The 17,716-nt window shown below is 54.1% G+C and carries 28 protein-coding genes and 1 pseudogene; 23 read left to right on the top strand and 6 right to left on the bottom strand.

What is annotated here, in order from left to right:
- Nucleotides 1-116 precede the first annotated feature (116 nt).
- The 6 genes and pseudogenes from HKD24_RS13920 to HKD24_RS13895 form a co-directional block, all read left to right on the top strand.
- Nucleotides 117-311: pseudogene (locus HKD24_RS13920) on the top strand (transposase); the annotation flags it as partial.
- A gap of 90 nt (nucleotides 312-401) precedes the next feature.
- Nucleotides 402-1,865, top strand: a complete 1,464-nt coding sequence (locus HKD24_RS13915) for a glycosyltransferase family 61 protein (RefSeq protein ID WP_194260804.1) — start codon at nucleotides 402-404, stop codon at nucleotides 1,863-1,865.
- A 104-nt stretch (nucleotides 1,866-1,969) separates the two neighbouring features.
- A protein-coding gene (locus tag HKD24_RS13910) for an IS5 family transposase (RefSeq protein WP_194260803.1) occupies nucleotides 1,970-2,772 on the top strand; the annotation gives its coding sequence in 2 pieces (ribosomal slippage) (nucleotides 1,970-2,297 and nucleotides 2,297-2,772; 804 coding nt in all).
- A 190-nt stretch (nucleotides 2,773-2,962) separates the two neighbouring features.
- Entirely contained in the window at nucleotides 2,963-3,580 is a 618-nt protein-coding gene (locus tag HKD24_RS13905; protein WP_194260802.1) for a recombinase family protein, read from the top strand.
- Nucleotides 3,581-3,622: 42 nt separating this feature from the next.
- Nucleotides 3,623-4,258 (top strand): ParA family protein, encoded by a 636-nt coding sequence (locus HKD24_RS13900; protein WP_194260801.1) that lies wholly within the window; start codon nucleotides 3,623-3,625, stop codon nucleotides 4,256-4,258.
- Entirely contained in the window at nucleotides 4,258-4,536 is a 279-nt protein-coding gene (locus tag HKD24_RS13895) for a ribbon-helix-helix domain-containing protein (RefSeq protein ID WP_228124434.1), read from the top strand. The genes HKD24_RS13900 and HKD24_RS13895 overlap by 1 nt, the downstream gene beginning before the upstream one ends.
- A gap of 43 nt (nucleotides 4,537-4,579) precedes the next feature.
- Here the strand turns inward: HKD24_RS13895 and HKD24_RS13890 are convergent, their stop codons facing one another.
- Nucleotides 4,580-5,680 (bottom strand): replication initiator protein A, encoded by a 1,101-nt coding sequence (locus HKD24_RS13890; RefSeq protein ID WP_194260800.1) that lies wholly within the window; start codon nucleotides 5,678-5,680, stop codon nucleotides 4,580-4,582.
- A gap of 530 nt (nucleotides 5,681-6,210) precedes the next feature.
- On the bottom strand, nucleotides 6,211-6,402 hold the full coding sequence (locus HKD24_RS13885; RefSeq protein ID WP_194260799.1) for a hypothetical protein: 192 nt from the start codon (nucleotides 6,400-6,402) through the stop codon (nucleotides 6,211-6,213).
- Between the two features lie 89 nt (nucleotides 6,403-6,491).
- Here HKD24_RS13885 and HKD24_RS13880 point away from each other — a divergent pair, with 89 nt between their 5' ends.
- The 10 genes from HKD24_RS13880 (at nucleotide 6,492) to HKD24_RS13835 (ending at nucleotide 10,013) form a co-directional block, all read left to right on the top strand.
- Nucleotides 6,492-6,728, top strand: a complete 237-nt coding sequence (locus HKD24_RS13880; RefSeq protein ID WP_040133518.1) for a DUF4160 domain-containing protein — start codon at nucleotides 6,492-6,494, stop codon at nucleotides 6,726-6,728.
- Nucleotides 6,718-7,125, top strand: a complete 408-nt coding sequence (locus HKD24_RS13875) for a DUF2442 domain-containing protein (protein WP_194260798.1) — start codon at nucleotides 6,718-6,720, stop codon at nucleotides 7,123-7,125. Before HKD24_RS13880 ends, HKD24_RS13875 begins: the two co-directional genes overlap by 11 nt.
- Nucleotides 7,126-7,228: 103 nt before the next feature.
- Nucleotides 7,229-7,456, top strand: coding sequence for an AbrB/MazE/SpoVT family DNA-binding domain-containing protein (locus HKD24_RS13870; protein WP_194260797.1), 228 nt, complete (start codon nucleotides 7,229-7,231; stop codon nucleotides 7,454-7,456).
- Nucleotides 7,453-7,848 carry a type II toxin-antitoxin system death-on-curing family toxin gene (locus HKD24_RS13865; protein WP_194260796.1) on the top strand — a complete coding sequence of 132 codons (396 nt, stop codon included), beginning with the start codon at nucleotides 7,453-7,455 and terminating at the stop codon, nucleotides 7,846-7,848. The genes HKD24_RS13870 and HKD24_RS13865 overlap by 4 nt, the downstream gene beginning before the upstream one ends.
- Before the next feature lie 124 nt (nucleotides 7,849-7,972).
- Nucleotides 7,973-8,218: a type II toxin-antitoxin system Phd/YefM family antitoxin gene (locus HKD24_RS13860; protein WP_006560453.1), complete on the top strand. Its 246-nt coding sequence runs from the start codon at nucleotides 7,973-7,975 to the stop codon at nucleotides 8,216-8,218.
- Complete coding sequence (locus HKD24_RS13855) at nucleotides 8,215-8,601, top strand: type II toxin-antitoxin system VapC family toxin (RefSeq protein WP_194260795.1); 387 nt, start codon at nucleotides 8,215-8,217, stop codon at nucleotides 8,599-8,601. The genes HKD24_RS13860 and HKD24_RS13855 overlap by 4 nt, the downstream gene beginning before the upstream one ends.
- A 15-nt stretch (nucleotides 8,602-8,616) precedes the next feature.
- A complete protein-coding gene (locus tag HKD24_RS13850) occupies nucleotides 8,617-8,814 on the top strand; it encodes a CopG family antitoxin (protein WP_228124433.1) in 198 nt (65 codons plus the stop codon).
- An 85-nt stretch (nucleotides 8,815-8,899) separates the two neighbouring features.
- On the top strand, nucleotides 8,900-9,154 hold the full coding sequence (locus HKD24_RS13845) for a hypothetical protein (RefSeq protein WP_116702808.1): 255 nt from the start codon (nucleotides 8,900-8,902) through the stop codon (nucleotides 9,152-9,154).
- Nucleotides 9,155-9,348: 194 nt separating this feature from the next.
- A complete protein-coding gene (locus HKD24_RS13840; protein ID WP_194260794.1) occupies nucleotides 9,349-9,594 on the top strand; it encodes a FitA-like ribbon-helix-helix domain-containing protein in 246 nt (81 codons plus the stop codon).
- The gene (locus HKD24_RS13835) at nucleotides 9,591-10,013 is read left to right on the top strand and encodes a type II toxin-antitoxin system VapC family toxin (protein ID WP_194260793.1); all 423 of its coding nucleotides are present in this window, start codon (nucleotides 9,591-9,593) and stop codon (nucleotides 10,011-10,013) included. The genes HKD24_RS13840 and HKD24_RS13835 overlap by 4 nt, the downstream gene beginning before the upstream one ends.
- On the opposite strand, the gene HKD24_RS13830 is transcribed toward HKD24_RS13835, so the two are convergent.
- The 4 genes from HKD24_RS13830 to HKD24_RS13815 form a co-directional block, all read right to left on the bottom strand.
- Nucleotides 9,991-10,161 carry a hypothetical protein gene (locus HKD24_RS13830; protein ID WP_194260807.1) on the bottom strand — a complete coding sequence of 57 codons (171 nt, stop codon included), beginning with the start codon at nucleotides 10,159-10,161 and terminating at the stop codon, nucleotides 9,991-9,993. The two genes, HKD24_RS13835 and HKD24_RS13830, sit on opposite strands and share 23 nt — an antisense overlap.
- 2 nt (nucleotides 10,162-10,163) lie before the next feature.
- Entirely contained in the window at nucleotides 10,164-10,496 is a 333-nt protein-coding gene (locus HKD24_RS13825; RefSeq protein WP_194260792.1) for a hypothetical protein, read from the bottom strand.
- A 103-nt stretch (nucleotides 10,497-10,599) separates the two neighbouring features.
- On the bottom strand, nucleotides 10,600-10,839 hold the full coding sequence (locus tag HKD24_RS13820; RefSeq protein ID WP_086442351.1) for a conjugal transfer protein TraD: 240 nt from the start codon (nucleotides 10,837-10,839) through the stop codon (nucleotides 10,600-10,602).
- A gap of 94 nt (nucleotides 10,840-10,933) precedes the next feature.
- On the bottom strand, nucleotides 10,934-11,197 hold the full coding sequence (locus tag HKD24_RS13815) for a conjugal transfer protein TraD (RefSeq protein WP_194260791.1): 264 nt from the start codon (nucleotides 11,195-11,197) through the stop codon (nucleotides 10,934-10,936).
- 161 nt (nucleotides 11,198-11,358) lie between these two features.
- On the opposite strand from HKD24_RS13815, the gene traA reads away from it, so the two are divergent.
- The 7 genes from traA (at nucleotide 11,359) to HKD24_RS13780 (ending at nucleotide 17,657) form a co-directional block, all read left to right on the top strand.
- Entirely contained in the window at nucleotides 11,359-14,445 is a 3,087-nt protein-coding gene (gene traA / locus HKD24_RS13810; RefSeq protein WP_194260790.1) for a Ti-type conjugative transfer relaxase TraA, read from the top strand.
- Nucleotides 14,446-14,499: 54 nt separating this feature from the next.
- Complete coding sequence (locus HKD24_RS13805) at nucleotides 14,500-14,694, top strand: type II toxin-antitoxin system VapB family antitoxin (protein WP_062454612.1); 195 nt, start codon at nucleotides 14,500-14,502, stop codon at nucleotides 14,692-14,694.
- Nucleotides 14,691-15,083: a type II toxin-antitoxin system VapC family toxin gene (gene vapC / locus HKD24_RS13800; RefSeq protein ID WP_048848569.1), complete on the top strand. Its 393-nt coding sequence runs from the start codon at nucleotides 14,691-14,693 to the stop codon at nucleotides 15,081-15,083. Before HKD24_RS13805 ends, vapC begins: the two co-directional genes overlap by 4 nt.
- A 123-nt stretch (nucleotides 15,084-15,206) precedes the next feature.
- Nucleotides 15,207-15,878 (top strand): DUF6118 family protein, encoded by a 672-nt coding sequence (locus HKD24_RS13795; RefSeq protein WP_194260789.1) that lies wholly within the window; start codon nucleotides 15,207-15,209, stop codon nucleotides 15,876-15,878.
- Between the two features lie 115 nt (nucleotides 15,879-15,993).
- A complete protein-coding gene (locus HKD24_RS13790) occupies nucleotides 15,994-17,088 on the top strand; it encodes a Fic family protein (protein ID WP_194260788.1) in 1,095 nt (364 codons plus the stop codon).
- A 39-nt stretch (nucleotides 17,089-17,127) separates the two neighbouring features.
- A complete protein-coding gene (locus HKD24_RS15620) occupies nucleotides 17,128-17,307 on the top strand; it encodes a helix-turn-helix domain-containing protein (protein WP_194260787.1) in 180 nt (59 codons plus the stop codon).
- Nucleotides 17,304-17,657, top strand: a complete 354-nt coding sequence (locus HKD24_RS13780; protein ID WP_228124431.1) for a type I restriction-modification system subunit M N-terminal domain-containing protein — start codon at nucleotides 17,304-17,306, stop codon at nucleotides 17,655-17,657. Before HKD24_RS15620 ends, HKD24_RS13780 begins: the two co-directional genes overlap by 4 nt.
- The last annotated feature ends 59 nt before the right edge of the window (nucleotides 17,658-17,716 follow it).

The following is a 17,716-nucleotide window of genomic DNA, read 5'->3' as shown; positions in this document are numbered from 1 at the left end:
TTAACCCAGGACCAGAGGGCCAACAGCAACGCCGTCAGAATGGCGGCATAACAATAACCGGGTATAGCTTATTCAAACCCAAAAACTGTCCGAACAGACGGGTCCACCTCTGACACCGCATTGCGAGAAAAGGCATCGAAAGCAGTTCACATCTCGGGAAGCATCGCTGGGTCGTCGAGCGCACATTCGTCTGGATCTCACGTTTCCGACGCCTTACCGTCCGCTACGAACGAAGGGCCGACATCCATCTCGCATTCACCACGATCGCATGCTCGCTCATATGTTTCCGAGCACTCAAAACATGGTCTTGAAAGGCGCTCTAAGTAACTTGAAAAAGGCTTATTCATAGAATATTTTTAGAAAAATCATACCTATGTTTTCCGAAATCAGTGGATCCTTAAATGTTTAAAAAAGCTCTCGCAAACGACATATCAAAAAGAATTTTTTCTGAACCCCCAGCACTGTATTCTTACCATAACGTTTTGTTTATACCCCAAAGTCCTATAGGTATAGATAAAAAAAGTGGTCTTTATGACAGCCATGGTAATCTAATAAATCAGGCAGCTATATTTTCAGGAGAGGAAAACAATCTTCATATTCATGTTCAAGAATACAAAACAAGATTGAGTTTTCACGATGAATACCCAGAATTTGAATCTTTTTTCTGGGGAGGATATTTTTCTGACCATTATGGTCATTTTTTAATAGAGACATTACCTAGGTTAATGCGATATTCTTTTATAAAATACGAAAAAAATATAAAAATAATTTTTTTGAGTAAGAATTCAAAAGAGACTTTAATTAAAATAAAGTGGGTCAAATATTTTCTTGATCTTCTTGAAATAGATTTTGATGATATATTTATCCCGTTGTTCCCTATAAAGATAAAGAAAATAGAATTTTGTTCAGATTATATATCTGAACAAAATTATGCCAACAAAAACACTAATAGAATTTTTAGCCACTTTTTTAAAAAAGAAAACAAAAGCGCTAATGAAAATAAATTTGCATATATTAGCAGAAAAAATCTAATGAGTGGCACTCATAAAATACAAAATGAAGAAAAACTAGAGAATATTTTATCGAGATTTGGAGTATCAATTTTCTATTCTGAAGAACTATCTGTTCCAGAACAAATAAATATTATAAAAAACTACAAATGCGCTGGATTTTTGGGGTCTTTTTTTCATAATTGTTTATTTTCTTCAAATAAAGTAGAATTTTTATGCATTTCTTATGGAGAAAAAATAAATATGAATTATTCTTTGATAGATTTTATAAGTAATGCAAGTGGTGATTATTATGTTCAAAAATTAAATGTTCTTGGAAATGAACCTGGATTTTATGAAGTTTGCTCTATTGATAATATAGAAGATGTTTCTAATTTCATAATGCTTTGGTTTAATTCAAGAATAGATCGAAATCCATCATATTTCTTAAAAGAAAATATATATCGAAAACCGAGCATAGATAAATCTTCAGTGTTAAAAATAAAGGATATATGGAATAGATCTGCAAAAATATCTCCTCATACTTGTAAAGTAATATTTATAGAAGAAAACACTCCAAATGATATTCTTGTAGATGTTGTCGTAGTAAGTACATTTGATGGTAAAAATTATCTTATGGCAAACTCCTCATATTGTCCTCCCATAAAGATAGGTGGAAATTGTGTTATTAAAAATAATATTCTTGTTTTTATTGAAAAAAATGAAGAATTTTTTAATATAAAAATCAATGAAGAAGGATTTTTGACGTCGATACCTAAAAATGGATACTCTGTATCTGATTTAAGGCCTTCTCATCCAGATGAATGGGAAAAATTCTTTTTAACGCCATACACCAAAGATATACTAATAGATTAAATAAATATTTCCTGTTGCGGAATTCGAGCATGACCATAGTGAGACAGGTTTAGAGTGCCTTTCAAAACCCTTGTACTATGTGCCTGAATGAGGGATGAGGCTGTATGGCCCCACCTCTTGTCTCCGATGAACTCTGGGCGATTATTGAACCGCTCCTTCCTGTTATTCCTCCACGTCCAAAAGGTGGACGCCCCCGTCTTTCCGACCGGTCAGCCTTGACGGGGATACTGTTCGTTCTTCTGACCGGCATTCCATGGGAGATGCTTCCGCACGAGATGGAATGTGGCTCCGGGGTGACGTGCTGGCGGCGTCTGCGGGATTGGCAAATTGCTGGAGTTTGGGACAACCTTCATCGGGCGTTACTGACCCGCCTGCATCAAGCCGGCCAGTTGGACTGGAGCCGGGCCTGCATGGACAGCGCGTCCATTGCGGCAAAAAGGGGGGTGAAACAACCGGCCCGAACCCCACGGATCGCGGCAGACCCGGCACGAAGCGCCACATCGTCACTGATCGACAGGGTATTCCGCTGACTGTTCTGCTGTCTGGGGCGAATGTCCATGACAGCAGGATGCTTGAGCCTCTGCTGGATGCCCTGCCTCCCATTCAGGGGAAGAATGGGAGGCCACGCCGGCGCCCTGGAAAGCTTCACGCCGACAAAGGCTATGATTACAGACGCTGCCGTATGGCGTGTTCCCGCCGTGGGATCAGACACCGCATTGCGAGAAAAGGCATCGAAAGCAGTTCACATCTCGGGAAGCATCGCTGGGTCGTCGAGCGCACATTCGTCTGGATCTCACGTTTCCGACGCCTTACCGTCCGCTACGAACGAAGGGCCGACATCCATCTCGCATTCATCACGATCGCATGCTCCCTCATATGCTTCCGGGCACTCAAAACATGGTTTTGAAAGGCGCTCTAAACCGCTTTCAGATTTTTTAAATAAGAATAAAAAATAATCTTAAATATATATATAGAAATTTTATATTCATGTTGTCTTGCGCATATAGGAAGGAGGTTTTTTAACTATAGTCTAATTGGGACAATCCGGAGCCACGGTGTATCAAGGGCTGCATGGTGGTTTTTCCAGGAGGGTTCAAATGGGACAGCGCGCGCTCATCTATTGTCGGGTTTCTACGGCCGATCAGTCATGCGTGCGCCAGAAAGACGAGCTGAAGCGGTTTGCCGAACGCGCGGGCTATGAAGTGTCTGGCATCTTCATGGAGACAGGATCTGGCGTCCGGGTGGATCGGGCCGAGCGTCGAAAGGTCATGGCACTGGCCCAGGCCCGTAAAATTGACGCCATTCTGGTGACGGAGCTGTCCCGCTGGGGGCGTTCGACCATTGATCTCATCTCCACGCTTCAGGAGCTGGAGAGCTATCGTGTTTCCCTGATCGCCATAACGGGGATGACGTTCGATCTGGCAACACCACATGGACGGATGCTGGCGACGGTTCTGGCCGGGATTGCAGAGTTCGAGCGGGATCTGATCAGCGAGCGGGTGAAGTCCGGTCTGGCCGCCGCCAGGGCGCGCGGGAAGGTTCTCGGCCGACAGAAAGGAGAGCGGCCGAAGTCTGACCGTCTGGCTCCGAAGGTTCTGGCGTTGGTGGCTGAAAAGCGGAGTTATCGATGGATCGCCCGCGATCTAGGAATCAGCAAGAACACTGTTGCTGCCATTGTGCAGAGAGATAAGATGAGGCCTTCTCTTCCCTCGTAGAAAGTGTATACAGGTATAAGATTATACGAGTAGAGGTGTAGCATGAAGGTTCTTGCTGTTCTTTCGCAGAAGGGCGGTGTCGGAAAAACGACGCTTGCAACCTGTCTCGCGGTCGCGGCTGAGCAAGCGGGTAAGGTTGTTGCTATTATTGATTTGGACCCACAGGCGACAGCCTCTTTCTGGAAAGACGTACGCCAGCTCGATACACCGGCTGTGGCTTCAATTCAGCCGATACGTTTGCCTGCAATGCTCAAAGCCTGCGCGGATGCGGGTACTGATCTTGTGATTATCGACGGAGCTGCTGTTGCGCGTGATGTAGCTTATGAAGCGGCGCGGCATGCTGACTTCGTTCTCATTCCGACGAAGACGGCCGTGTTCGATACAATGAGTATGACACACACATTGGATGTGGTTCGTCAGCTCGGTAAAGCGTTTGCTGTCGTTTTAACTTTTGTGCCCCCCCAAGGGCAGGAGACAGGGGATGCCATTAAGGCCGTGACCGAATTGGGGGCAACGGTCTGTCCGGTGACAGTAGGAAACCGCAAGGCATTTTTCCGTGCACAGGCGGCGGGACAGGCTGTGCAGGAATTCGAAGCACATGGGCCAGCAGCAAACGAAATCAAGCGTTTATACGAGTATACAGATAGACAATTATACAAAAATCGGGAGGTAGTGTGATGGCGAAAAGCAATACGCTACAAGCGATGCTTGATCGCGCCAAAGGTAGTGGTGAGGCAATGGCAGCCCCTTCCCTGAAGCCAGATATATCATTCCGTAAACCTACGCTGAATGGTCGGAAGGGGACCAAGTTGATCGGTGGGCATTTTTCTCCTGAAGTCAGCACCCAGCTTCGTATTATCGCGGCCGAAGAGGGAACGACGGTTCAGGGTTTGCTTGGAGAAGCACTGGACGATCTGTTTGTGAAGAAAGGACGAAGCCGGATCGTTAGCGGCTAAGTATACATTTATACACGTATACAATTATACACGTAGGCTGTGTCTAGCGTATAGGGTTGCGTTTGTGTCGGTTGCGGCAGAATCCAACAAATGCGGCACTGGGGTTTTGCAACTCTGGTTGTCCACTATCATTCCACCATGACGCCCATTCATCATAGAGTGCGTAGACATCATATCCTGGAGCAACTCCTCTAGCGTCATGGAAACCCTCGGGATCGACAAATGGTTTCTGGAGTTTTGGCTCTATTACCTTGACGGTGTCCATCGTTTCCCGATTACGGAAAGTAACTGTGTTGCTGTTTATTTCGACAGCATAATCAGGCAAGTGGTTATTGATTGCCAAGTCACGGAGCATTGAGCGAAATACGCGAATATGGCTACTGGCCCCAGTTTTTTTCTGTAAAATTTCTATAGAAACAACCCATTTTTCCTGAGCGCCACAATGCTTGCGTGCAAGTTCGTATATTCTTCGTTCAAGTGGTTTGCGTAAACGGAAATAATCGCGATGTAATGTCAGTACACTTCGGCCTTCGATCATTCTGAATAGCCATTCGGATAGCGTTACCTTAATTTCGGACATTTGTCCGGAATTGGTCTTACGGATAATTCGCCATTCATTGATAAGGCCAAAGCCTTCGGTGATTTCTTCTCCATCAGCTTTGATGTTGGTGGTGATCCGTGTGCCTGCTAAGCGCTCAAATGCGCTCCGAAGCCGCTTATAGCCATCACCATCGGTTTGACGGTTGGTCCACACCAATAAATCGCGTGCGGTAAGGTGGAGAGTTCGATTTGGCCGCTCACCTTGATTCATTTTCGCGATAAGCTGCGAAATGCAATAGATAAGGATATCCTTGTCATGGATCGTCGCGAGCCCTTTGACGCTCGGAACGATCTCAACTGTATTGCCATTGTGCTCATATCGGAAAATGCGTCGATCAGGTTTAGTGGCAAGCGAGAAAATTGGATGTTCCATCGAGGCCATATCATCTTTGGGGATGGCATCAAGGACATCACAAATAAAAAGATCTGGTGTCGGATATCGTTCCGGAAGTAGAACGGAACGTCCATCAACATTCGGGGTTTCACTGACGGTAATTGCCAGTTCGGGGTTTCGTTGACGGGTTGCTTTGATTCGGGGTTTCATTGACGATCAGTTTAGGTTCGGGGTTTCATTGACGCAAGAGCTAGATTCGGGGTTTCGTTGACGCAGATTCGGGGTTCTGGAGTCACTAGATTCGGGGTTTCGTTGACGCAAGCTGCCCCAAAACATTGTTTTTGTATTTTATTTTCAGTCAGTTACGTTTTTGTGGAAAACCCATAACACTACTTTTAACACATAAATTAACACTCTAAGCCTGTGGATAACTTTTCATTCTCTGTAATTTTCAGCCAAATTGAACCCAAGCACCGCCTCTTGGGGGCTACGCCTCCGCCGGCTCGCGGCCTACGGCCGCCCCGATCTCCCACCCGGCATCCCCCTGCTCGCCCTTCCAGGGCTGCGCTAAACGGACATGCCTACGGCGCAAAATCATAATCTGACGATGCATTCCCGCATCGTCTCTCCACCAGCACCTTCCTCTCCCGCGTCAGCGCCTTCGGCGCCCTACGGGGCTCCCGCTCCGTGCTCGCCCAACGCCTGCAACACCAGAAGAACCGGGCAAGACCGTAATCTGCTCAAGACGCACCGGTGTTCAGGCGATCATTCAGCAGCTCACGTGTTGCAGCATACCCGTCAGACGCCACAGGATGGCCGTACAGGCGTTCCCGTGTGTGGTGGCTGGTTTGGTGGGCAGTAACGGGAATTGCGCTTTGTGCGGCCTCCCAGGGCGCTCTGCGGGCCTTGCCGGGGATTGATAGGCTGGTCATTTCCTGTTCGTCCGTCCAGATATCCTCCTCCTGACTTTCAGCGGGATGGTTCTGATTGAAAAACCCAAGCGTTAGGGATATGGTGCATTATGCCGACGCTTCTACGCATCAATGGATTTCGTGTCGTGATTTACACGGCAGATCATGTGCCAATGCACGTTCACGTCATAAGCGCGGATGGAGAAGCGGTGATTGAAATTGGCAGGAAAGCCCGCCTGATACGGGCAGGTGGCATGAAGGATAAGGTTATACAGGAAGCCCTTGTCATCGTGCAGGACCACGCTGAGATGCTGGCGGAAGCATGGGAGAAGATACATGGCGAATGACATGAAATATCAGGCCGCTCGTGAAGCAGACGCGCTTCATAGAGCGACAGTTCCTCATGCGGTCTCCGCACGGTTGATCCGTGCGCGCCGCGCTCTTCATGTCACGTTTTCCAACGGTGTTGAAATGAGCGTGCCTGTGGATCTGCTACAGGATTTGCACGACGCTTCACTGAATGATCTGGCCGAGATCGAGATCACCCCGCTGGGGAATGGCCTTCACTGGCCCCGTCTTGATGCTGATGTTCTGGTCGAAGGTCTGATCCACGGTATCTACGGTTCCAGAAGCTGGATGGCGGCACAAATGGGACGTGTGGGCGGATCGTCCGCCAGTCCTGCAAAGGCGGCAGCCGCACGTCGGAATGGTGCTAAAGGCGGTCGGCCCAGAAACGTCGCGTAAGAAAGACGGCTGACCACTGTGAGCTAGACAGGCCGGTGAGCATGGTGGTTGCTGAAACCGCAAAAGGTTATTACATTGGTAATAACATTAGGAGGGATTCACTATGGTCCAGCTGAAAGTGCGAAAATTCGGAAACTCACTCGGGGTGGTGCTGCCCAAAGAAGTGATCTCACGGCTGAACACCCAGGACGGCGCGCCCCTGTATCTGACCGAAGCACCAGACGGCGGATATCGGCTCGTACCCTATGATCCTGACTTCGAAACAAAAATGGCGAAGGCTGAGGATATTATGCGGCGTTATCGTGATACGCTGCATGTTCTGGCCCAATGACAGTCTTCGTCTGGATAGACGAACGCGAAGCCCTGATCCTGCATGACCGGCTGTTGGGGCTGCATGGTGGCGCTTCCGGCGTACGGGAGGCTGGTCTTCTGAAATCCGCGCTTGCCCGACCACACCAGCATGCGGCCTATGCGGATCCGCTGGATCCAGTGTATCTGGCGGCCGTCTATACGGCGGGTATCGTCAAAAACCATCCCTTCATCGATGGGAACAAACGTACGGGTTTTGTGCTCGGCGTGCTGTTTCTGGAACTGAACGGCTATCGTTTCACGGCAACCCAGGAAGATGCTGCGAATGCGGTTCTCGCGCTGGCAGCAGGTCAGATGGACGAACAGGGCTATGCGGCATTCCTAGCCGCCAATGTTGTAGCCGAAAGGGGATGACGGCAGGCGAGGAACGCGATGAGTATGCTTTTTTCGTTTCCTGAGGTGGTCCTGGCGACATTTGCCTTGATGGACCAGACTAATATGACTAAGTCTTTTTGAGTAAACTCAGGAGGCTTTCGCCATGCGCACAGTCAACATTCACGAAGCCAAGACCCATCTGTCCCGGCTGATTGACGCCGCCATGAAAGGGGAAAGCTTCATCATTGCCAAAGCCGGCCGGCCGATGGTGCGGGTCAGTCCGATTACGGCTCCTGAAGAGTTACAGCAACGGCGTCTGGGGTTTCTTGCTGGAAAAATCCGGGTGCCCGAAGATTTTGATCGCATGGGACAGGATGACATTGTGTCTCTGTTCGACGGTCCGGCATGAGGCTTCTTCTGGATACCCATCTGCTGCTCTGGGCGGCCGGAGAGCCTGATAAGCTGTCAGCACGGGCGAGAACCCTGATGGAAGATCCGGACAATGTTCTGGTCTTCAGTGCGGCCAGTCTCTGGGAAATCACCATTAAGACCGGGCTGGGACGGGCAGACTTCCAGGTTGATCCTCATCTGCTGCGACGCGGTCTGATCGAAAACAGTTATGAGGAGTTGCCGATCACCAGCCAGCACGCTTTGGCAGTGGGACAACTGCCAGATGTGCATCGGGATCCTTTTGACCGTATCCTGGTAGCTCAGGCCATGGTGGAAGGAGTGCTTCTGCTGACCCATGATCCGCTGGTAAAGGCTTATCCAGGTCCTATCGAAGCCGTCTGAAGGAGATCGACCACTATGAGCAGCAAAAACAGGTCCATGCCCTCGCTGCACAGTGACGAAGCGGTCGAGGATTTTGTCGCGACCGCCGATCTGACCCGGTATGACCTGTCCGGTTTCAAGCCCACGCGCTTTGAAATCGAACCCAAGGCGGCAGCCCTCAACATGCGCCTGCCAGCGTCCCTGCTGGAAACCGATATCGCACAGGCGCGGTAAAGCGTATTCCGACCAGAACAGAGGAGATCGGGCGATGTAGATACGCTCGGAAATCACTCCGCGCGTCATGGAGGGAAAGCTCCCCATGTCTCGCACCTATCATCACAGCCGCAAACACGGCCGAGATCATCGCTGGGCCAACCGGTCGGATCGCTGTGGCTATGGAGGCTCACGTGAAGCCTCTGAATCTCCAAACTGGTACAGCCATCTGCACGATATCCGTCCTGCCCGTCATCATGACAGGCATGTTGCCCGCCTGATCATCAAGGGCGACCTTGATCCTGTCGAGGCGGTCTTTCCGTATACCGGAACCCGGCGGCCCCACGAATATTACTGGTAAACTTCAGCGCGGGAATGAGAGATCGTTCCCGCGTTCTGTTTCCGTCTGGATTTTCAGGTCAGTTTGGATCTGCGCTTCCGTTTTCAGCTTGGTGTGGGATTTCGTTTCTTCCCCCAAATACTCCAATCCGACCTGATGATTGCAAACTGCGAAGTCAATGACTACAATGCTGTCATTGCTTTCATGAGGTTTCCATGGCCGTGATGACCATCCGCAATATTGACGATAGTCTCAAGCAGCGGCTTCGTCTGCGCGCAGCCCAGCATGGGCGTTCTATGGAAGAAGAGGTGCGCGATATCCTGCGCTCGGCTCTTGCCGCTGAAGTCTCTCAGGGGGTAGATGCCGGTCAGGCCATCCACCAGCGTTTTGCCAGGCTGGGCGGGGTAGATCTGCCTGCGGTATCCCGTGAGGCCATCAGGGACGTGGATTTCGGGTCGTGATCGTTCTCGACACCAACATCCTCTCCGAACTGATGCGCTCCGGGCCTGACGGGGCGGTGCTGGCCTGGATGTCCCGTCAATCCATGATGACCCTCTTCATTACGGCCATTACCCAGGCCGAGATCCTGTATGGGCTGGCGCTGCTGCCGGAAGGACGACGGCGGGATCTGCTGATCGCGGCCGCCCGTGCCATGTTCGAAGAGGATTTCTCCGGACGTATCCTGCCTTTCGACGGAGAGGCGGCCCGTGTTTATGCTGAGATCGCTTCCCGACGCCGGCAGGCCGGAGAACCCATCAGTCAGTTTGATGCACAGATCGCGGCCATCACGCAGTCCCGTGGCGCATCCCTTGCGACACGGAACACACGCGATTTCCTCAACTGCGGTCTCACCCTCATCAATCCGTGGGACGAGGGGTAGGAAGGGCGTCAATGGCCGCCTGAATCCGGGTCAGATCGGCATCCAGAAGAGCAAGAACCTGATCGGCCGGGACAGTGGGTTTCGTGCTGTTGCATGCCTTGCGGATTGCGGCCCTTTTGGCAGCCCGTCCGTCGGAAAGATCCGTCATGGTCATGTCTTCATCACCTCGTGTTTCGTGGCAGCGACAGGAGCAGAAGTCCGCCATGCGTAATCGCAGACATTATCCAGCAATTCTGCTCGTTGTGTCTGACTGTAAGCCATAACGAAATCAGCGACGATTTTTTCTGGCACACCGTCCTGCAGAAGATTGGCAGCCGTTTCCGCTATTTCCAGATTGACCGCCTCATTGAGCAAGATCAAAGCATCCGTATCGGTCATACGCTTTGCCGCCCGTGAAACGAACCGGGCATTCAGATTCCACATCCATTGATGACGATTGATCTTATCAGAAAACCATTCTGGAGAAGGGTATTCTGGAGCCATTAGGTATCCTCTTGAAGTGTTTGTGGTGGTCAATTTCCAGGCCGTCAAATTGTTCTGTGACCGAGATTACAGTCTATCCGTTTCGGATGATCGTGTTTCGCAATCAGTCATGTTCCCGGTCTGCATCGAAAGCATGAAGCCCCGCGCGCCTCCAGCGCGTTTTCAGATCAACCGGAGTGGTCTCATTGCCGCCCTGAAGCTGTCCTGCAATATCCAGGAAGGCCCCGAGCAGGGTGGCACGGTCATCATCGGTCAGATCGACCAGTCCTGCCTTCTGGACTAGGCCTCCCAGTTCGATCAGATGATGGGTGCGTTCCCGTCGCGCTTTCGCCCAGTCGCGCATGTCAGTGCGTGCCTTTCGTGCCTGATGGCGATGGATCAGGGCCGCCTGCTTCCTGATCTGTCTTTCAAGCACCAGAAGCTCCGCTCTGATCGTCTCAGGTTCCTTTCCGGCTGCCCTTTTTTCCGCCTCCCTGAAAGAACGCTGTTCCCCGTTCGGTCCACCTCGCGACGGCTTCGGGTTTGCCGTCCGCTTGTTCGACAGCCGCAAGTAGTACCCCGGCCAGCGTCTCGATCGACAGGGTATCAGCTCCCGTCGCCTCGACCAGTTCGCCGAGCTGGATGGTCCGTTGTGCCTTAAGCTGCTTCGCCTTTTCCTGAAGCGCCTTCAGTTCCGCATCAATGTCCCGTGGTTTGCGCATTTTTGTCCCCTGTCCTGCTTATTTGTTCCAGACTCTATCACACAGCTGAGAACCGCGTCACTCATCCAGAGCAATCAACTCTTGCGCCGCAGTAAAATTTGAGTGCGCGCTTATACGTCACTGCGTGACGTGCGCTTAAGTGGCGTGATAGGATCGCGTTCATGGCGATCTATCATCTGCATGCAAAGGTCATCAGCCGCGCCACCGGCCGGAGCGCCGTGGCAGCGGCGGCCTATCGCGCGGCGTCCCGCCTGCATGATGTGCGGCTGGATCGCGACCATGATTTTTCCAACAAGAGCGGCGTGGTGCATTCCGAGATCCTGCTGCCCGATTGCGCGCCGGAACGGTTTCTCGACCGTGCGACCCTATGGAATGAGATCGAGGCGATCGAGAAACGCAAGGATGCCCAGCTTGCCCGTGAGGTGGAGTTTGCACTCCCGCGCGAAATGACCCAGGCGCAGGGGATCGAGCTGACACGGGATTTTGTGCGGGAGCAGTTCGTGGAACGCGGCATGGTGGCCGACCTCACTATGCATTGGGACATCGGCGAAGACGGACAGGCGAAGCCTCATGCCCATGTGATGCTGTCCACGCGGTCTGTGGATGAGAACGGCTTTGGTGCAAAAGAGCGGTCGTGGAATGACAAAGACCTCCTGCTGACATGGCGGGAGCGATGGGCGTCACTTGCCAATGAACGGCTGGCCGAACTGGATATGGACGTGCGGATCGACCATCGGTCGTTCGCGGCACAGGGGATCGACCTTGAGCCGCAGAACAAAATCGGTCCGGCCGGGATGCGCCGGGAAGAGCGGGGCGAGGATGCGGAACGGGTCGCTGATCATCTGGAGATCGCGCGACGCAATGGGGAAAGGTTGCTGGCCGAGCCGCATGTGGCGCTGGCGGCGCTGACCCGGCAGCAGAGCACGTTTACCCGGCAGGATCTGGCGCGGTTCGTGGACCGGCAGACGGTGGATGCTGAACAGTTTACGGCCGTCATGGTTCGGGTGAAGGCATGTCCGGAGCTGGTGGCACTCGGGAAAGACGGGCACGGGCGGGAGCGGTTCTCCACGCGCACGATGATCGGGGTCGAGCAGCGTCTGGAAGAAGCGTCGCTCGCGATGGGGCAGTCTCAGGGGCATGCGGTGCCGCTGGCGGTGCGTCGGGCAGCGATGCAGCATTCCGGTCTTGGGGAGGAGCAGGCACTGGCGGTGGGCGAGGTCACGAAGTCCCGCGACCTGTCCGTGGTGGTCGGGTATGCCGGGACGGGGAAGAGCACCATGCTGGGTGTGGCCCGCGCGGCATGGGAAGAGGCCGGGTACCGGGTGCGCGGGGCGGCGCTGTCGGGGATCGCGGCGGAAGGGCTGGAAGCGGGATCCGGGATTGAGAGCCGGACGCTGGCGTCTCTGGAGCGGGCGTGGGCGCGTGGGTTCGACCTACTGGAGCGCGGGGACGTGCTGGTGGTGGACGAGGCCGGCATGGTGGGGTCACGGCAGATGGAGCGGGTTCTGTCTGTCGCCCGCGAAGCCGGGGCCAAGGTGGTGCTGGTGGGTGATCCCGAGCAGTTGCAGGCGATCGAGGCGGGTGGCGCGTTCCGGGTGGTGGCCGAGCGGGTTGGGTCGGTGGAAATCACAGCCGTGCGCCGGCAGCATGAAGACTGGCAGCAGGCGGCCGCGAAGGAGCTTGCGACCGGGCGGACAGAGCAGGCGCTGGGACGCTATGAGGCGGCTGGCCTGGTGCGCGGGCATGACACGCTGGAAGAGGCGCGGGCCGGGGTCGTGGCCGGGTGGGAGGAAGCCCGTCAGGCTGCGCCAGAAGAAAGCCAGATCATGCTGGCGCATCGGCGTGTCGATGTGCGGGCACTGAACGAGGCGGCACGCGCCATCCGGCGGGAGGCGGGTGAACTGGGTGACGACGTGCTGGTGCCAACCGCCCAGGGCGAGCGGGTGTTTGCGGACGGGGAGCGGGTCTACTTCCTGCGCAATGACCGGGAGTTGGGGGTAAAGAACGGCACGCTGGGCACGGTGCGGGGTATCGTGGGATCGGCCGAGGCCGGGGATCTGGCACTGTCGGTGCAGCTCGACGGGCCAGGTGGGACCGGGACTGGCCGGGTCGTGTCCGTGTCGGTGGCGGATTATGACGCGCTGGATCATGGCTATGCGGCCACCATCCACAAATCGCAGGGTGTGACGGTGGATCGGGCGCATGTGCTGGCGACGGGGAGCATGGATCGGCACGGGGCCTATGTGGCGCTATCGCGGCATCGGGAGAGCGTGTCCGTCCATTGGGGCCGGGATGATGTGGGCGACCGGGACGGGCTGGTGCGGCGGCTGTCACGCGAGCGGCTGAAGGACACCACGCTGGATTATCCGCATGTCCGGGATCGGGATACCGGGTTCACGCGGCGGCGCGGACTGCATGTCCCCGAGAGCGAGATCGTGGTGGAGCGTGAGAAGGCCGCCTCTGGCCCCCGGCAGGACAGGCAGGCCGAAGGTGTACCTATGCCAGAGCCTGCGTTGGCACAGCAAAAACGCGGGATCTTCGATGGACTGGACCTGTCCGTGCGGCCGGGGCGTCGCACGGCGGAAAAAGACGTGTCGGCCGGGATGGATGCCGGGGTCGGGAAGGGAGAAAGTGGGGTTGAGCGTGAGGCTCCTGTCTCTCCCTTTGTGGGTTTAAGGCTGCCCCGTGTGCAGCGTGAGCAGGTGCCGGCCGGGCTGGATGGGTTTGTACCGGGGAGTGACCCGCTTCAGCAGGCGGTGGAGCGGTATGCGCGGGCCTGGGTGGATGCCGAGCGCATGGTGCGCCAGGAGCTGCCGGTGCTGGAGCATCAGAAGAAGGCGCTTTTTGAAGCCGGTCGGGATCTGGAACGGGTCCGGCGTGGCGGTGAGGCGGATCTGCGGGCGGCGCTGAAGCATCAGCCGGAGATCCGGCAGGCGCTGTATGGTCTGGAAGGTCCGGCACGGGCGCGCAAACTAGTCGAGGGGCTGGAGCATGAGGACAGGGTGCGGAAGAGTCCGGAATTGCGGGCGGCGCGGTTTGTGAAGACGTGGGACGGGCTAAGCCGCGAGCAGCAGGGGGTGGCGCTGAAAGAGCTGAAGCGGGATGCGCAGCTTGAGTCCATCCTGCGGGAGAAAAGCCGCGAGCTGGGTATTAGGAAGGGATCGACGCTCGATCACGGGCTGCATCCCCATCAGCGGGAGCAGTCCCTGTCGCGCTCCAGGTCGCGCGGTATGGATATGGGGATGTAATCTGCTTGAGAGAGGAGATGTTGATGTGTATAATTTTCACTGGAGATACACATTATGCGAACCAACATCATTATTGACGATACCCTCATGACAGATGCGCTGAAGGCGTCTGGCGTCAAAACCAAGAAAGAAGCCGTCGAACTCGGATTGCGGACGCTGATCAAGTTGAATCAGCAGCGGCAGCTGCGTTCCATGAAGGGCAGGCTGGAGTGGCGGGGTGATCTCGACGCCATGCGTTCCGACGCATGATTCTGGTCGATTCATCGGTCTGGATCGATTTTTTCAGGGGTACGGTGACGCCACAGGTTGATGCTCTGGACCGGTTGCTGGGAGAGGAACTGGTCGCCATTGGGGATCTGATGATGACGGAAGTTCTTCAGGGGTTTGCGAGCGAACGGGATTTCAACAAGGCGCGGAGACTGCTTGGCGCTCTGGATCTGGTCGAGATCGGGGGGCGTGATGTCATGATCGAGGCGGCACGATATTTCCGTGACCTGCGTGCCAGAGGCATCACCATCCGGAAAACCATTGATACCCTGATTGCCACACGGTGCATCGTAAGCGGATATCGGCTTCTTTACAGTGACCGGGACTTTGATCCGTTCGTGACACATCTGGGGCTGGAACGGGTTGTCTGATTTCGGCGTGGTTACTGGAGAGGACATGCAGAAAAAAGAAGCGGCCGTTCGGCTGGGATCGTTTCTGGCGTCCATCGGTCGTGAGGCTGGTGTGCGGGTTCTCAATCCGTGGGAGAATATCTGATGTCCGAGACAGATCCGGCAGCGCGCGCGTTCGAGGATCTGTGCGCTGAAATGACGGTACTCCGGCGCAGCGTGGAAGCGTTGCCGCAGGCATGGCGGGACAATCGGCCTCCGGATTACACAGAGGATCTGGCCCGTGTCGTGAAGGCTATGAATGCAGTCGGTGCACGAATGGAGGCGATTGAGGCCAATCCGACGCTGAAGATGACGCCCCAGGCGTATGGGCAAGGGATTCGTCAGGCCGGGATTTCTGCCAGTCAGGAGATGCAGGCAGCGTTTCAGAAAGCGATCGGTGAGGTTCAGGGGGAACGTCGGGTTCTTGCCAATATCATTGGTCAGTCCCGTCAGCAGGATCGTCAGAACTGGTGGCTGTTAGGGGTGGGTCTTGCCTGTCTTGTTGTAGGGATCGGGTTATCGCCTGTGCTGGCGTATCTCCTGCCTTCTTCTATCGGGACGCGGGTGGCCTCCTTTATTGTCGGGGAGAAAGATCGCTGGAACTCTGGGGCCATGATGATGGCAGTCAGCAATCCTGAAGGCTGGCAACGTGTACGTGAGGTCAGCCAGTGGGTTGAGGCCAACAGAGACAGGATTACAGCCTGCCAGAAAGCGGTATCGGGTCAGGAAAAAACTCAGAAATCCTGTGTCATCACTGTTCCGGCAGAGCAGGAATAGTTTTCAGGAGATAAAAGCCGACAGCAAAATATGACATGTCAAAGAAACCGGATTTCTTTGACGGATCATTCTGACGTGTTAGAAAAACCGCATATCGCTACCACATCAGGATGTCATGTTAACGCCAACCTACCCTATTCGGTCTTTGCCGCCTCAGGCGGAGATAGAAACAGTTCCGGTTCTCAGGGCGTTGGTCGAGGCCAATAAAGCCCTGGCTGAACTGAAGGGGCGGGCGGCAACCATTCCCAATCAGGGGATCCTGATTGATACGCTGGCTTTGCAGGAAGCCAAGGCGTCTTCGGAAATCGAGAATATCGTCACCACCCAGGATGAGCTTTTTCAGGCCGATCTGTTTCCCGATGGACCGGATTCAGTGGCGGCCAAGGAAGTCGCCCTGTATCGCGATGCCCTTCATCGTGGGTTTCAGCAGCTGAAGGAAACCGACGGACTGATCCTGAACAAGGGGCTGATCGCGATTTTCCAGATGCTCAAGAAGCGGGGAGACGGGTTTCGAAACACTCCGGGAACGGCCCTGAAGAACGAGCGCACGGGGGAAGTAGTCTTTGTGCCGCCGCAGGATGGGCGGGAGATTATCCGGCATATGTCGGATCTGGAGCGGTTCGTGAATGATGACGGGCTCTGTGATCTGGATCCACTCATCAAGATGGCCCTGATCCACCATCAGTTTGAGAGCATCCATCCTTTCCCCGATGGGAATGGCCGTGTCGGGCGGATTCTGAATGTATTGTATCTGACCCGGACCGGTCTTCTGGATATCCCGATCCTCTACCTGTCGCGCTACATCACACGGCACAAGGATGAATATTATCGTCTGTTGCAGAAGGTGCGGGATGAAGGCGCATGGGAAGCGTGGATCCTCTACATGCTGCGTGCCGTGGCCGAGACATCCAGGATCACTCTGGAGCTGATTGAAGGCATGCGGGCGCAGATGGCCACCATGAAGCAGCGGATGCGCACGGAACTGCCCAAGATTTACAGCCAGGAGCTGCTGAACAACCTGTTCCGGCACCCTTACACGAAAATCGAGTATGTCCAGTCGGACCTGAGTATCGCGCGTCAGACGGCAGGGAAATATCTCGATCAGCTGTCGGAGAAAGGTCTGCTGTCCAAGCACCGCTCAGGACGGAGCAATTGTTATATCAACGCACCTCTGGTCCGCCTCTTCCTAGAGGTGTCCGGTGGCGCATGAGGTGTATGATCTGTTTTTCGAACGTATGGAATTTTACGCATGAATCCCGTTGAGATTGAAGAAGCTGTCTCCAGGATCAACAGGAAAACCACTTACCGTCTTGAGGCCGACGGCAAGCTGCCCGGATTCAGGGTTGGCGGCACGTGGCGGTTTCGGCGCGTGGATATTGAGGACTGGATCGAGCATGAAGCCAATCCGAAGAAGGACAAAAAGAGATGACCGGCCAAGAACAACGCGCAGCGCTACAACGGAAAATCTGGGACATCGCGAACGATGTGCGTGGCTCGGTTGATGGCTGGGACTTCAAACAGTATGTCCTTGGCACGCTCTTCTATCGGTTCATCAGCGAGAATTTCGCCGCATATATCGAGGCGGATGACGAGAGCATCGACTATGCGGCTTTATCTGATGACGTCATCACTGATGACGTTAAGGACGACGCTATCAAGACCAAGGGCTATTTCATCTACCCTAGCCAGCTGTTCGCCAATGTGGCGGACGACGCCAATACGAATGACAGAGGTGGACCCCGTTTTTCGGACAGGTGTCTAAGCTATAATCCGACCTGAGAGAGGACGGGTTTTATGGGCAAGGTTACGCGCAAGAGGTATGCGGCGGAGTTCAAATC

Source organism: Gluconobacter vitians (assembly GCF_015244565.1).
GTDB lineage: Bacteria > Pseudomonadota > Alphaproteobacteria > Acetobacterales > Acetobacteraceae > Gluconobacter > Gluconobacter vitians.
Note: the sequence above shows the minus strand (reverse complement) of the source record. Positions and strands in the feature narration are given on the sequence as shown.